Origin of the sequence: Frankia sp. CpI1-P (genome assembly GCF_001421075.1) — a bacterium.
Lineage (GTDB): Bacteria > Actinomycetota > Actinomycetes > Frankiales > Frankiaceae > Frankia > Frankia torreyi.
Genome location: NZ_LJJX01000007.1, coordinates 69,264 through 84,381, shown reverse-complemented (window position 1 = coordinate 84,381; position 15,118 = coordinate 69,264). Strand labels below are relative to the sequence as shown.

Genomic DNA, 15,118 nt, shown 5'->3' with positions numbered 1-15,118 from the left:
TGCCGCGCGGGAAGGGGGCGGGGCCCGGCAACATGGTGACCATGGCGCCAGAGGCCCCCGGCACACGTCGCGACAGCACGGACAGCGGACCGTCGGGAATCCGTCGGCGACCCCGCCGCGAACCCCGGCGCCGTCTCCCCCGGTGCGGGCGGGCGCCCCTCCGGGGCAGTCCGCTGCAGGCGCCGATCGCGGCAGCCCCGCAGCCGCCCTCGGGCCGGCGTTCGCGGCCGNGAATGTGATCGCCCGGGCGTCGGTTGGCGACGACGCTGCCACCGGTGGCCGAGTGAACTCCGCCAGAGATGGCCGGGTGAACGGGAACATCCAGGAAGGTGGTAGGACGGGCGGCGCGGAAGTCACCGCAGCCGGTGCGGCACGGCGCCGCGGGCCCGCGGCGCCGCCGCCGGGGCGGACGGGGACGCGGCGGCCGCCAGAGCCGGCGGGCGGGCCGGGAGACGGGAGTGGGCGGGTGTCGCAACGTGGACAGTGCTCGCCGCGGCCGTTGGCCTTCCCGCGACAGCGGGTACTCGTCAGGAGCCGGTACGGTGCAGCCACCGCGTCGATCCGGAACGGATGTCCGATCCGCCCGGCGTCGTTTGCCATCGACAGACCGAGGAAAGGCGTTCCCACGAGAACACCGGCAGACTGGTCCCGCGGAGGTTCGCCGCGGGCGAGGGCAGGTTCCCCACCGGATGCAAGGAGGGCTGACGTAACGGATGTCGGCTCTGGGCAGGAGTCGTCTCCGTGAGGACGTACCGTTGCACTGTCACGGGGGCAGTGGGCCGCCGCTGGGCGGCAGGAGGTGGTAGGTGATCGAGTTTTCCGGCGTCGGTCAACTGCGGTCGCCGGTCGTGGTAGCGGCCTTCGAGGGTTGGAACGACGCCGCCGACGCGTCCTCCGCCGCCGTGGAGCATCTCGAGACGGCGTTCAAGGCCCGGGTGATCGGCGCGATCGACCCGGACGACTACTACGACTTCCAGGTGAACCGGCCGACGGTGAGCGGAACCGACGGGGCGTCGAGGAAGATCACCTGGCCGACCACCCGGCTGTCGGTGGCGCGGCCGCCGAAGTCGGAGACGGACCTGGTGCTCATCCGCGGGCTGGAGCCGAACATGCGCTGGCGCGGCTTCACCGATGAGCTGATCGAGGCGGTGCATGCCCTCGGCAGCGACATGGTGATCTCGCTCGGTGCGCTGCTCGCGGACTCTCCCCACACCCGTCCGGTGCCCATCAGCGGGACGGCCGGGGATGCGGCGACGGCGGCGAGGCTCGGCCTGGAGCCGTCCCGCTATGAGGGTCCGACCGGCATCGTCGGCGTCTTCGGCGACGCCTGCGCCCGGGCGGAGCTGGCGTCGGTGTCGTTCTGGGCGGCGGTGCCGCACTACGTCGCGAACCCGCCGTGCCCGAAGGCGACGCTCGCCCTGCTGCGGCGCGTGGAGGACCTGCTCGACATCGAGATTCCGCTCGGGGATCTGCCGGAGCGGGCCAAGGCATGGGAGCGTCAGGTCGACGAGCTCGCCGCCGGGGACACCGAGGTCGCCGAGTACGTCCGCTCGCTGGAGTCCCGGGAGCCGGAGACCGCGCTGCCGGAGGCCAGCGGCGACGCGATCGCCCGCGAGTTCGAGCGCTACCTGCGGCGCCGCGGGCAGTGATTTCTCTCATGCCCTGACTCCGCCCGCCGGCCCGTCGCACGGTCCGACCCGCCCCGGCCGACCGCCGTCAGCGTGGTCGGCCGGGGCGGGCGGCCAGCGTGGTCGGCCCGCCACACGGTCGGCCCTGGCTGTGGCACGGGTGGCCGGGTGGCCGGGCCCGGAGGGTCCCGGTCGGGCGGAGCGGCGCGTGGAACTCGGTGCCGCCGCCGCGGACTGGGGTGTGCGGACAGGGGCGGTGCCCTACTCCTCGACGATCTCGGCGTCGATGATGTCCTCGTCGGCGCCCCGGCGGAAGGGAACGCCGGCGGTGCTGGCCGCCGGCTCCCACTGCGCGGCGCTCGCCGGGTACGGCTCGGCGTCGGCGACCTCACCCTGCCGATGCCGGCCAGGAGGGCGCCGGCCGAGCCCGGCGGCACCCAGGCGGCCCGAGACCCGACCGGCCGCCGCGGCAGCACCTGCGCCGACGGCCGGGCCGAGAGCATCTCCGGCGGACCCGTTCCCGGCGGTGCCGCCGTGCGAGCCGAAGGCGCCCGCAGCGTCCCAGTCCGCCCCATCTGCACCCGCGGCCGCCGGCCAGCCCGGGCCGTGCTGACCGGTGCCGTGCGGCCCGGCTTCGCCCCGGCCTGCGCCGTACGATCCGCCGCCGTGATCGCTGGCACCGTGCTGACCGGTCCCATGCTGCTGACCGGTCCCGTGCTGCGGGGCGGCGCCGTGTTGGCCCGGGGCGGCTGAGGATCCCGGAGCGGCTGAGGATCCGGGAGCGGCTGAGGATCCGGGACCGTCGGGGCTACCGGGCACCCTGGGCGGCCGGGGTGGGACGCCCACGGGGGGCGTGGACGGCATCGACGGCCCGTCCACGACCGACGGAGCCGTCGGAGCCGTCGTGTCCGGTCCGCCCGGAAAGCCGCCGCCGGTCGCCTGCGCGGCCGAAGCGCCGGGGACGGCACCGTCCTGCGCGGTGGGGGTGCCAGGGACGAAACCTTGCCGCGCGCCGCCGGCGGCGGGGTCGCCGTCGCCCGCCTCCGGCGGGGCCGTGCCGGCCCGGGCGAGGTCGGTGAGGGCGCGGTCGACATCGTCGGAGCCGAGGATGCGGCGCAGCCGCAGGACCGCTCCGATGATCTCGCCCTGTTGGTGGCGAAGCGCGTCGAGGGACGCGGAGCTGCGGGCGATCTCGTCCGCCAGCTCCCGGTGGCGTTCGACGGCGAGCCGACGGCTCTCCTCCACCGCGTCGAGCAGCAGCTTCTCGGCCTGCTCGCGGGCCTCGCGGACGATCGGATGATTCGCCCCGGCGTCCTCGATCACCTCCTCCAGGGCGGACTCGGCGATCCGGCGGGCGCCGTCGATGATCTCGTCGGCCTCCCGCTGGGCGATGGCGAGCATCTGCCCGATCCGACCGCCGGCCTGGGCGGCGAACGCCTCGGTGCCGGTGACGCCCACGTTGCGCTCCCGCTCGTGCCTCAGCGCGCTCTCGGCGGCGGCCGCGCGCGAGGTCACCTGNCTGGCGTACCGCCACAGCGTGGCGAGGTAGTCGTCGACCTGGCGCGGGTCGTAGCCGTGGGCGACCTCGTCGAAGGCGGGCCGTTCGGTCGCTGCTCCGGGATCTGTACTGCGGTGGTGAGCCCCCATCCATCAGCTCCCTCTGGGTCGGACGGGTTCAAGGTCTACACCGAGCAGTGTGTCAACGAGCCTCGCGACCAGTGCGGGCGCCTCCCCCCCAGCACCCGCCGCACCGCCGGAACCGCGAAGGGACCCGCCAGACGAACCGACGCCAGCCGAACCACTGCCAGCAGATCCACCGCCGGCAGAACCGCCGCCGGCAGAACCGCCGCCGGCAGAACCACCGCCGGCGTCGGCGAGCGCCGCGTCGACCCAGGCGTCGACCGCGGTGAGGGCACCGGGGGCGTCGAGGTCGTCGGCGAGCCGCTCCCGGACGGCGGCGAGCACCCCCGCCGCGTCCGGGCCGGCGGGCAGAGCGACGGCCGCCCGCCACCGCTCGACCCGGGTCACCGCGTCCGCCAGCAGGCCCGCCGTCCACTCCCAGCCCGCGGTGTGGCGGTGGTCCAGCAGAGCGAGGCGCAGCGCGGCCAGGTCCGTCCCGGCGCGGCGCAGCCGGGAGACGAACTCCAGGTTGCCGCGCGACTTCGACATCTTGTGGCCGTCGAGGCTGACCATCGCGGTGTGCACGTAGCTGCGGGCGAACGGGCGGGCACCGGCGGCGACCTCGGCGTGCGCGGCACTGCACTCATGGTGCGGGAACGACAGGTCGGTGCCCCCGCCCTGGATGTCGACGACGCCGCCGAGGTGGTGACGGGCGATCGCCGAACACTCGATGTGCCAGCCCGGCCGGCCGGGGCCGAACGGGGACGGCCACGACGGTTCCCCGGGGCGCTGCGCCCGCCACAGCAGCGGGTCGAGGGGGTCCTTCTTGCCGGCGCGGTGCGGGTCGCCGCCGCGCTCGGCGCAGATCGCGAGCATCTCGGCCCGGGACAGGTGGGAAATGTCACCGAACGCGGGGGCGGCGGCAACGGAGAAGTACAGGTCGTCGTCGACGTGGTAGGCCGCACCCCGGTCCACGAGTTCGGCGACCATGTCGACGATCATCGGGATCGCCTCGACCACGCCGATGTAGGAGTCCGGGGCGAGCATCCGCAGCGCGGTCATGTCCTCGCGGAACAGCGCGATCTCCCGGGCGGCGAGGTCGCGCCAGTCCAGACCGTCCCGGTCGGCACGCTCGAGCAACGGGTCATCGACGTCCGTAACATTTTGCACATAAAGGACGTCATGCCCGGAATCCCGCAGAACCCGCTGCGCGAGGTCATACGTCAGGTACGTGAACGCGTGACCCAGATGCGTCGCGTCGTACGGCGTGATGCCGCAGACATAGAGATGGGCCGTGGGCGCGGAATCCAGGGCCCGCACACTCGACGTGGCCGTGTCGAAGATCCGCAAGGGCCGGCCGGAGCCTGGAAGTGGACGTATCGGAGGAGATGGCCACGCCTNCATGCGTGTCAGAGTAACCGCGAACCGTTCCGCCGGCGGGCACAAGACGGGTAACCATCCCGTAACCGACCTGCGAAAACGGACACAGATCGCAACATCACCGTCAGTAAACCGACGATGCGGAACGCAGGCGGTTCCGAACGGCGACGGTTCAGAACGGCGGCCACGGGATCGGCGGCCAGTCCCCCGAGGGCAGCGGGAAGCGTCCCTCGTCGAGCAGCCGCTCCACCCGAGCGGCCAGCGCGCCGGACTCGGCGACGGTGAGCAGCTCGGCGAGCCGGTCACCAAGGTCGCCGGCGAGTGCCTCGCGCAGGCAGCCGAGCAGGGCCGTCTCCTCGGCGACCAGCCGGCGGCCCCGCCACGTCCACAGCAGCGTGCGCAGCTTGCCCTCGGTGTGGAAGGTGACGCCGTGGTCGATGCCGTGGATGCGCCCCGACGGCGCGGGCAGCAGGTGCCCACCCTTGCGGTCGGCGTTGTTGATGACGGCGTCGAACAACGCGATCCGGCGTAGCTGCGGGTCGTCGGAGCGGGTGAGGGCGACCAGGTCGACGGTGACGTCGGTGTCGATCCAGAGCTGGACCATGCCCTCGCCGAACGGGCCGTCGCGCAGGACCGTCGGCGGCACGATCCCGAGGTCGAGGTGCGCGGAGACCTCGTAGGCGGCCAGCTCGCGAGCGGCGAGGGTGCCGTCGGGGAAGTCCCACAGCGCCCGTTCGCCGCGCACCGGCTTGTAGACGCAGCGGCCGGCGACGTCGCCCGCGGTGATGTCGCAGTACAGCGTCGCGTTGCTGGCGTCGGCGAGCCTGGCGCTGACCGCCAGCTCGCCGCGACGCAGCAGGTCGAGCGCGGCGGGGGCGTCGAGGCCGCCGCCGTCGATCGGATCGAGTGGCAGCCGCCGCCCCGGAGGGGGACCCGCCGCGGGAACGCCCATCAGCCCAGTGTGTCCGCTACGCGCCGGCTCTGTCGCCGGGTCCGGGTGGTGACCGGGGTCTCTCCGGGGCGAACCCGCACGCCGCGCCCCCGGCCGAGCCCCGAGACCGGCGCCCGACCAGGCCTGTCCCGCAGGCCGTGCGGGCGCATGGCGCGCATCAGTGCCGGTGCCCGTTCTGCCGCGGGCAGACGTGGTCCTCGTCGAGCGGCAGGCCGCACAGCGGGCACCGCGGGCGCCCGGCGGCGACGAGCCGCCCCGCCCGGCGGGCGAAGGCGCGGGCGGGGCCCGCCGCGAGCAGCACCCGCAGGGCGTCGGGGCCGTCCGGGTCGTCGCTGAACCCCGACGCCGACTCCTCGCCGCCGGCCGCCTGCGCCTCGACGACGACCCGGCTGCCGCGCGGATCCCACCCGAGGGCGATCGTGGCGACCCGGAACTCCGCCTCGATCGGCTGCTCCAGCGGCGACGTGTCGGGCGCGCCGACGGGTTCGGCCGGCCCCATCGCGACCCCGCGCCGGCCCAGCTCGTCGAGCAGCTCGGTGAGCTGCTCGGCCAGCAGGGCGACCTGGGCCTTCTCGACCGCGACCGTGACGAGCCTCGCCGCGTCCCGGGCCTGCAGGTAGAACCCTCGGGCGCCGGGCGAGCCGACGGTGCCCGCGACGAACCGCTCCGGCGGGTCGAAGACGTGTATCCGACGCGCCATGGCCGCTCAGACCGCTCCCCCGCCGGCGGGGGGCGGGTAGGACCCGGCGCCGCCGCCGACGACCTCGTCGGGACTGAGCGCCGGCCGGGGCGCCGCACCGTCCCCGGCGGGCGGCCCGGCGGCGCCGTCCCCGCCGTCCCCGCCGTCGCCCGCAGCGGCCTCCCCCTCGGGCTTGGGCGGCGGCGGGAGCAGCTCGGCGACGTCGCCGCCGATGTCGTTGATCCGCCGGACGAACGGTCGCCGCTCGCCGTAGCGGATCACCGTCAGCGAGCACGGGTCGACGGTGATGCGGTGGTACATGTCGAGGTGCATGCCCAGGGCGTCGGCGACGATCGTGCGGATGACGTCTCCGTGCGAGCACAGCAGCCAGGTCGCGTCCGGGCCGAGCCGGTCGTTCCACTCCCGCACCGCGGTGACGCCGCGGGCCTGGGTGTCGCGCAGCGCCTCACCCTCGGGCCCGGGGAAGACCACGGCGCTGGGATGGCTCTGCACCACCGCCCACAGCGGATCCTTGGCCAGGACGGCGAGTTCCTGCCCGGTCCAGTCCCCGTAGCGGCACTCCCCGAACCGCTCGTCGACGGCGACCGGCTGGACCCCGCCGGGAGCCGTCGGGCCGTCGGGGCGGCGGGCCGCGATCGTGCCCGCCGTCTCGCGGCAGCGCTCGAGCGGGCTGCTGACGATCGCGGCGAGCGGGATGTCCCCGAGCCGGCCCGCCAGGTCCGAGGCCTGCCGCCGGCCACGCTCGTCCAGGCTGACGCCGGGGGTCCAGCCGAGGAGGATCTTGCCCGTGACGGCGGTCAGGCCGTGGCGGACCAGCAACACAGTGGTCAACCGGTCGGTCCCTTCGAGGTCGGACGGGTCCGCGACGCCACCGGACCCGCGGGTGGCCGACCAGGCGCGACGCGAGGCCGTGGCGCCGGACACGCCGGGTCCGGACCACGGCGCGCCCTGGCACGGCCACCGGTGATACCACGCTACCCAGCGGGCTTCGCCGGGCGCCGAGTGGTGCGTCGTTACGCTTCCCGGCATGCCCGACGAGTACCCGACCGCCGCCGCTCCGGGACCCGATCCCGTCCCGGGAGCCGCCCACACCGCCGGTCCCGCCCCGGGAGCCGACCCGGTCGATGCCGACGCAGCCGTGGACCCGACGACGGTGTTCGCAGCGTTCTGCGAGGCCGCGCTGTGGCCGGGGCTGGGCCGTACGACGGCCGCCCGCCTGCCCGCCGCCGGCATCACCCGGCCCGAACACGTCGACCTCGGCCGGCTCGGCGCCGTCGAGGGGGTCACCGGCCCGCGGGCCCGCCGGCTCGCCGACAGCTTCCGCGCTGCCGCGGGCACGTACGCGGTCGTCGAACTGCTCGTCGCGGCGGACCTCCCGGCCCGCCTCGCCCGGGGGGCCACCGAGCGGCTCGGCCCGACCGCCGCCGAGGCCCTGCGGGCCGACCCGTGGATGCTGCTGACCGCCGCCGAGGCCGAGATCGGCCAGGCCGACCGGTTCGCCCGCCGCCGCGGGCTGCGCCGAGACGACCCGCGCCGCGGCCCCGCGGTGCTCACCCACCTGCTGGGCCGGGCGGCGACGCGGGCGGGGGACACCGCCGGCCCGGTCGACGCCGTGCTGCAGGCCGCGGCTCGGGAGGGGGTGGCCGATCCGCACCGGGCGCTGGACGCCGCCCTCGACGACGGGCGGATCATCGCCGTCGGCGACCGGATCGCGCTGGAGCGCTACGCGATGGCCGAGCAGTCCATCGCCGACGGCATCGAACGGCTGGTGGCCACCGCGGAGCCGCTGCGCGCGGGCGCGCCGAGGGTCCGCCGCCGCCCGGACGAGGACGACGACAACGACGATGACGACGGGTCGCAGGCCGTGGCCGCCGCGGCCGGGCCGCCGCCGACCGCGCTGATGTTCGACGACGAGGACGCCGCGGATGACGACCCGCCGAGCGGCGGGAACCGGGCGACTGGCGACGCCGGGCCGGACGGGACGTCCGAGGCCGCGGACGCCGGCGGCCCGACCGGCCCGACCGGCCCGACCGGCCCGACCGGCCCGACCGGCCTGCAGGGATCGTCCGGCGGGTCCGGGGACGACCCGGTGGGCGGCCTGGACGAGGTCCAGCTCGCCGCGGCCCGGGCGGCCCTGGAGTCGGGGGTCAGCGTGCTGACCGGCGGGCCGGGGACGGGCAAGAGCCGCACCGTCGCCGCCGTGGTCCGCCTGGCGTGGGCGGCGGACGCCGAGGTCGCGCTCGCCGCGCCGACCGGTCGGGCCGCCAAGCGGCTGGAGGAGCTGTGCGGGGCGCCGGCGAGCACCCTGCACCGGCTGCTCGGCGCGCAGGGCCGCGGCGGCGGCTTCGCCCGCGGCGAGCACAACCCGATCGACGCCGATCTCGTCGTCGTCGACGAGGCGTCGATGCTCGACGCGGAACTCGCCGCCGCGCTGCTCGACGCCTGCGCCGAGGGCACCCACCTGATGTTCGTCGGGGACCCCGCCCAGTTGCCGAGCATCGGACCGGGCCAGGTCCTCACCGATCTACTGGAGTCCGGCGAGGTCCCGGTGACGGAGCTGCGCCGGCTCTACCGGCAGGTCGACGGCGGGGCGATCGCGCTGATGGCCGCCGCGGTGCGCGGCGGGGAGCTGCCGCCGCCCCCGCCCGGCCCCGGCCGCGAGGTCGTCGTCGTCCCCTCGAGCAGCTCCGGGGAGGCCGCGCACCGCACCGTGCAGCTCGTCACCGACTCGATTCCGCGGGCGTTGGGAATCCCCGTCGCCGACATCCAGGTCGTCACGCCGGTGCATGCCGGGCCCGCCGGCACGGGGGCGCTGAACGCGGCGCTCAAACGCGTCCTCAACCCGGGCGCGGGCGCGGTGTCGGGATTTGACGTCGGGGACCGGGTGGTGGCGACGGCCAACCACATCGACGTGGGGTTCGCCAACGGCGAGATCGGCACCGTCGTCGCCGCGGGCGAACGCGGGGCGTTGCGGGTCGCCTTCCCGGGGGGGGTCGTCGAGGTGCCCGCGGGGATCCTCGGCGATCTGCGGCACGGCTGGGCGGTGACGGTGCACCGGGCGCAGGGCAGCGAGTGGCCGGCGGTCGTCGCCGTCTTTCCCCCGGAGGCCGGCCGGATGCTGACCCGCCCGCTGATCTACACCGCGCTCACCCGGGCGGCGACGCACCTGTCGATCGTCGCCGTGAACGGCCCCGCGGTGCGCCACGCGGTGCGCAACGCGGGCGGCCGGCGGCGCCTGACGTCACTCGCCGCCCTGCTGGCCGNGGAGATCGCCGGCCAGCTCGCCGAGGACGACGAGGAGCTGGACGACGAGGAGCTCGACGGCCAGGACTCGAAACGCGAAGGCCCGCAACACGCAGAGCTGGAGCGCGCAGGACTGGAGCGCGCAGAACTAAAGCGCGAGGGCCCGGACGTCGCCCGTTCCGGCGGCGGCGTCGGGTCCGTCGGGGCGGGGGCAGGGGACGACCTCGAACGTCTCCGGGCCCGGGTCGCGGCACTGCGCGCGCAGGCATCCGGCGCCGGGGTGACGGGTGGATGACAGGCTGACGGCGGGCCGATGGCCGGTGGACGCCGTCGCCGCGAGAGCCAGCGCCACCCCCGACGAGCCGGGGGTCCCCGATGGGAGGCAAGATCGTGCAGTATGAGGATGGGTAGCGTTCCCATCGTGGACGCAGACGCACCCGGAACGGCAGCCGCCGGCCGGGAGGCCGGGTCCGGCCCGACTGTTCTGCCCGGTCCGCGCGCGCCCCGGCAGGCACCGGACGGCGACCCGCCCGAGAGCCCCGTGGGCGACGCGGACGTGGCGACCGTCCCCGTCACCGCCGACACGGCCACCACCACCACCGACACGGCCAGCACCGCCGACACGGCCAGCACCGCCGTCCCCCCGGCCAACGCCGCCGACACGGGCAGCACCGCCGTTCCGGCGACGGCGCCGACCGCCGCCGGTACAGCGACCGCCGCAGTCCCGGCGACGGTGCCGACCACGACGCCCGCACCGCCGCCTCCAGCGCCAGCCACGACGCCGACGACGACCCCGCCACCAGCAGCGCCCTCCGGCGGGGCGGCGCCCGGGGATCGAGCACCGGTGGATCGGCGGCGTCGGGTCGGGCGCGTCGAGCGGCTGGGGCGCGCGGCGGGGGCCTGGATCGTGCCGCAGGTTCCGCGGCTGCTGGTGGCCGCCGTCGCGGTCGCGGTCGCGGTCGGCGCGGTCATGCGGTTCGCCACGCCGAGCCACCTGTGGCTCGACGAGTCGCTGACGGTCGCGATCGCCTCCCGGCCGGTGCCGGACCTGCTCCACGCGCTGCGCCACGACGGCTCACCGCCGTTGTACTACCTGCTGCTGNACGGCTGGATCAGCGTCTTCGGTGACGGCGACATCGCGGTCCGGGCCCTGTCGGGCGTGTTGTCGCTGCTCACGCTGCCGCTGGCGTGGCTCGCTGGACGCCGGGTGGGGCGCATCGCCTTCGCCGCCGGCAACGGCGAGCGGGACGCCCCGAGGTGGGTGGGCGTGGCGACGCTGCTGATGTTCGCCTGCTCCCCGTACGCCATCCGCTACGGCAGCGAGACCCGGATGTACTCGCTGGTCGTGCTGCTGGTGCTGGTGTTCGGGTTCGCGGCGGTGCGCGCGCTGGAACGCTCGACCCTGCCCCGGCTGGCGACGCTGACGCTGGCCACGGCGGCGCTGGTCTACACCCACTACTGGACGTTCCTGGTGATCTTCACGGTGGCGGCGTTCCTGCTGGTGCAGGCTCACCGGCGCCCGCACTACCGCCGGGTCACGCTGCGGGCGTTCGCGGCGATGGCAGCCTCGGCGGCGCTGTTCGCCCCATGGATGCCGTCGTTCCTGTTCCAGATGCTGCACACNGGCACCCCGTGGGCGCCGAAGGTGCAGGCCCAGGTGCTGCTCGACACGGTGTTCGACTGGGCGGGGCCGCAGTCGACCGGCGCGCTGCTCGGCGTGGTGCTGCTCGGCGGGGCGCTCATCGGCCTGACCGCCCGGCCGGTCGGCAGGCGGGAACTCGCGGTCCGGGTGACCGGCCGGGTGCCGGGCCGCTACCTGGCGGCGATCTGGCTGCTGCCGCTGGTGCTGGCGTACTTCGTGAACATGTTCGGCGGCAGCGCGTACGCCGAGCGGTACACCGGCATCGCCCTGCCGGCCTGCCTGCTGCTGGCCTCCCTGGGCATCGCCCAGCTTCCGGGCACACGGGTGCGGGCGATCGTGCTGGTCGTGGCCGTGTTCAGCGGGCTGGTCGGCGGCTGGCAGCTCGCCCGCACCGAACGCACCCAGGCCGGGGAGATCGCCGGACGGATCGGCGCGCTCGCGCGGCCGGGCGACGTGGTCGCCTTCTGCCCCGACCAGCTCGGCCCGGCCGTGCACCGGGCGCTGGTCCGGCACGGCCCNCTGACCGTCCGCGAGATCGTGTACGCGGACAACACCGGCCCGGCGCTCGTCGACTGGGTCGACTACGCCGACCGGATGCAGCGGGCGAACGGCACGACGTTCGCCGCCGAGGTCAACGAGCTCGCCGGCCCCGACCACGCGGTGCTGCTCGTGCGCGCCGACGGGTACCGGTTCCTGGAAGGTGCCTGCGCGGTGCTGTCCGACCAGCTCGCGACCCTGCGCGACCGGACCGTCCAGGTCGAGCGGCGCAATCTCTACGAGGGCGCGTCGCTGGAACGCTTCTCCACCCTGCGCTGACCGGCGGCGCCGGGCTCGCCGGCGGCGCTTCCCTGACCGGCGGCGGCCTGGGCGGGCACGCCCGCGACCTGGCCGCCGCGGCCGGAACCGAGGGCCGCGGCGGCCAGGACCAGCAGGCCCATCGGCAGCGTGTAGTGGTTGAAGAACGTCTGCTTGTTCATCAGGTCCACGGCGAGCAGGACCAGCGCGGCCCCGAGGCAGAATCCGGTGGCGTCGCCGCGCGCACGCCAGGCGGCGGCATACGCGGCAACCAGCGCCACCACGGCCGGCGCGAAGCCGAGCGTGACCCCNAAGTGCGACGCCCAGCCCGGCACGGACAGGGAATGGCCGAGCACCCGGTAGTGCAGGTTCGTCCAGACGGCGTCGTCGACGAAGTCCCCCGGTCCGGCCAGCACCCACGGGACGACGAGCAGCGCGGCGGCGCCCGCGGCCACCGCCGTGCGGCGCGGGCCGAACCGCGGCCAGGCCGCCGCGACCGGCAGCAGCAGGGCGATGTGCTGCTTGGTGGCCAGCGCGAGGGCGAGGGCGACGACCGCCGTGCGCCCGTGGCCGCCCCGGACGGCCAGCACCATGGCCGCCAGGCAGGCGACCAGCAGCGGTTCGGTCCACGACTGCTGCAACGCGTACATCGACTCGGGCAGGATCACGACCAGCAGCGGCAGCACGGCGACCGCAACCACCCTCCCGTCCGCGCCGCCCCGACCAGCCCCGCCGGCACCAGCATCGCCGGCACCGCCGTCGCGGACCGTCCCGTCTCCGCCGCGCGGGCCGGTGGCGAGGCGGCGCGCGCAGATCGCCGCCGCCGCGAGCGCCAGGAGCAGGCCGTAGCGGACGTCGCCGAGCAGCAGCCGCGACGGCGCGAGCAGCACCGAGGTCAGCGGCAGGTAGGGGTAGACGTCGAACAGGCCGTCGACGGGGTAGGCGGCCCGGCTCGGCGCCCACTGCTGGCGGTACATGTCCGCGCCGTGCGCCAGCCCCGACGTGGAGACCTGCAGCAGGTGGAACACGTCGATGCGGGGCGCGGGCGCCGCCCGGATGGTGGCGACCCCCGCGGCTCCCGCCAGGCCGAGCACGACCCAGAACAGCGCGGGCGAGCCGAGCACCCGCCGCGCCGCCGCGAGACCCGCCGGCACCGGTCTCCCGCGGGCCGGCCGTGCGGACAGCGCCACCAGGACGGCGGCGGCGAGCAGACCGGCGACGATCGCGAGCGCGTCGGCCGCGGCGGCCAGCGGCCCGGCGGCGTAGTAGCGGGGATGGCGCACGATCGGGCCCAACCCGACGGTGATCGCGACGAGCAGCCAGGCATTGCCCCACGCCCGCCCGCGGCCGGCGGCGACGCCCGCGGACGCGGACACGGAGGACTCGGACGGCGGGCGGTGACGGACGGTGGCGAACGCGGCGGCGGCGGTGCCGAGCAGGACGGCGGCCATCGCCCAGGCGCCATACCGGCCGTCCTTCGCCGCGATGCCCCAGGCGACGGCGCACCAGCCGACGAGGATCGCCGGCAGCGTCCGGTCCGGACCCGGGTCAGCACCTTCGGGCCGCGCCGCGACCGGCCGCCGCGGGCCGGATGCAGGCAAACCCATGCCCGCACGATGCCAGAGGCGGGCCGGGGCACGGCCGACGGACTCACCCGATCGCCGGGGGGACAGGGGGAATAGTCCGGATGTACCACGGATGATCGAGCCGGTGACCGCGAGGGGGTGCGGGCGGGTCACACCCGTCCGCATGCGAGACTTCCCCCCGAGGCCGGTCCCAGGGTCCGGCGCCCCCGGCGGCCGATGCCCCGCATCCGGCCGCGGGAGTGACCATGAAGGTGTGTTGAGGAGAGGTCCGGCACAGTGACCGAAAAGCCAGAGGTAGTCGTCATCGGAGCCGGGCCGGCAGGTCTGTCCGCCGGCTGGGAGCTGGTGAAACGGGACGTGCCCGTGACGATTATCGAGGGTGACTCGGTCGTCGGCGGAATCAGCCGTACCGCGCAGCGGGACGGCTGGCGTTTCGACATCGGCGGCCACCGTTTCTTCACGAAGGTGCCTGAGGTCGAGAAGCTCTGGCACGAGATCCTGCCGGACGAGGACTTCCTGCTCCGGCCGCGATCGAGCCGCATCTACTACAACGGGAAGTTCTTCGACTACCCGCTGAAGGCGACGAACGCGCTCGGCGGGCTGGGCCTGGTGGAGGCGGCGCGCTGCATCGCCTCCTACGCCGCGGCCCGCGTGCGTCCGCCGGCCGACCAGAGCAACTACGAGAACTGGCTGGTGGCCCNCTTCGGCTGGCGGCTTTACCGCACGTTCTTCAAGACCTACACCGAGAAGCTGTGGGGCGTTCCGGTCAGCGAGATGCCGTCGGACTGGGCGGCGCAGCGCATCAAGAGCCTGTCCATGATGAATGCCATCGTGAACTCGGTGCTGCCCAAGCGGAACCAGACCGACATCACCTCCCTCATCGAGGAGTTCCAGTACCCCAAGTACGGGCCCGGAATGATGTGGGAGACCGCCACCGACAAGATCGTCAAGCAGGGCGGTCGGGTGGTCTTCGAGGAGAAGGTCCGTAAGATCCATCACGAGGGCGGTCGCGCGACCGGCGTCACCACCACGGTGACCGGCGGCTACGGCCCGGGCGCCGGCGCGCCGGAGTCGTCGCGCACCGACATCGGCAGCGAGTACCAGTACCCCGCCGACGAGATCATCTCGTCCATGTCGTTCTCGTCGCTGGTCCGCGTGATGGACCCGCCGGTGCCCGACCACGTCCTGGCCGCGGCGAACGCGCTGAAATACCGCGACTTCCTCACCGTCGCCCTCGTCGTGCCGGAGTCGGCCGGGTTCCCGGACAACTGGATCTACATCCACTCCCCCACGGTCAAGGTCGGCCGGATCCAGAACTTCGCCTCCTGGTCGCCGTTCCTGGTGAAGGACGGGCGGACCTGTCTGGGGCTGGAGTACTTCGTCTTCGAGGGCGACGAGACGTGGAGCAGCTCGGACGAGGACCTCGTCAAGCTGGCCACCAAGGAACTCGTCGAGCTCGGGCTCATCCGGGCGTCCCAGGTCGAGCAGGGATACGTCGTGCGGATGCCGAAGGCGTACCCGTACTACGACATGCAGTACAAGAGCAACGTCGATATCATTCGGGCCTGGCTG

The 15,118-nt window shown here is 74.9% G+C and carries 4 protein-coding genes and 8 pseudogenes; 8 read left to right on the top strand and 4 right to left on the bottom strand.

Annotated features, from left to right (window positions below):
• Nucleotides 1-806 precede the first annotated feature (806 nt).
• A complete protein-coding gene (locus tag FF86_RS06750; protein WP_011604006.1) occupies nt 807-1,649 on the top strand; it encodes a PAC2 family protein in 843 nt (280 codons plus the stop codon).
• 1,629 nt (nt 1,650-3,278) lie between these two features.
• Here the strand turns inward: FF86_RS06750 and mshC are convergent.
• The 4 genes and pseudogenes from mshC to FF86_RS06725 all read right to left on the bottom strand — a co-directional run.
• A pseudogene (mshC, locus tag FF86_RS06740) lies at nt 3,279-4,648 on the bottom strand (cysteine--1-D-myo-inosityl 2-amino-2-deoxy-alpha-D-glucopyranoside ligase); the annotation flags it as partial.
• A gap of 152 nt (nt 4,649-4,800) precedes the next feature.
• A complete protein-coding gene (locus FF86_RS06735; RefSeq protein ID WP_044885198.1) occupies nt 4,801-5,580 on the bottom strand; it encodes an SCO1664 family protein in 780 nt (259 codons plus the stop codon).
• Nucleotides 5,581-5,737: 157 nt separating this feature from the next.
• Nucleotides 5,738-6,280: a DUF3090 family protein gene (locus FF86_RS06730; protein WP_044885197.1), complete on the bottom strand. Its 543-nt coding sequence runs from the start codon at nt 6,278-6,280 to the stop codon at nt 5,738-5,740.
• Between the two features lie 6 nt (nt 6,281-6,286).
• The gene (locus FF86_RS06725) at nt 6,287-7,111 is read right to left on the bottom strand and encodes a histidine phosphatase family protein (RefSeq protein ID WP_044885247.1); all 825 of its coding nucleotides are present in this window, start codon (nt 7,109-7,111) and stop codon (nt 6,287-6,289) included.
• A gap of 196 nt (nt 7,112-7,307) precedes the next feature.
• On the opposite strand from FF86_RS06725, the pseudogene FF86_RS06720 reads away from it, so the two are divergent.
• From FF86_RS06720 to FF86_RS42005, 7 pseudogenes are all read left to right on the top strand, one after another.
• Nucleotides 7,308-9,543: pseudogene (locus tag FF86_RS06720) on the top strand (AAA family ATPase); the annotation flags it as partial.
• Nucleotides 9,544-9,926: 383 nt separating this feature from the next.
• Nucleotides 9,927-10,625 (top strand): annotated as a pseudogene (locus FF86_RS42030) (hypothetical protein); the annotation flags it as partial.
• A gap of 1 nt (nt 10,626) precedes the next feature.
• A pseudogene (locus FF86_RS42025) lies at nt 10,627-11,146 on the top strand (hypothetical protein); the annotation flags it as partial.
• 1 nt (nt 11,147) lies between these two features.
• Nucleotides 11,148-11,683: pseudogene (locus FF86_RS42020) on the top strand (hypothetical protein); the annotation flags it as partial.
• 1 nt (nt 11,684) lies between these two features.
• A pseudogene (locus FF86_RS42015) lies at nt 11,685-11,981 on the top strand (hypothetical protein); the annotation flags it as partial.
• A gap of 1,841 nt (nt 11,982-13,822) precedes the next feature.
• Nucleotides 13,823-14,246: pseudogene (locus tag FF86_RS42010) on the top strand (NAD(P)-binding protein); the annotation flags it as partial.
• A gap of 1 nt (nt 14,247) precedes the next feature.
• Nucleotides 14,248-15,118, top strand: a pseudogene (locus tag FF86_RS42005) (FAD-dependent oxidoreductase); the annotation flags it as partial.

Excerpts from the sequence above, each read along its gene's own strand:
- FF86_RS06735 (WP_044885198.1), bottom strand. The coding sequence starts at position 5,580 with ATGGGCGTTCCCGCGGCGGGTCCCCCTCCGGGGCGGCGGCTGCCACTC.
- FF86_RS06730 (WP_044885197.1), bottom strand. The coding sequence starts at position 6,280 with ATGGCGCGTCGGATACACGTCTTCGACCCGCCGGAGCGGTTCGTCGCG.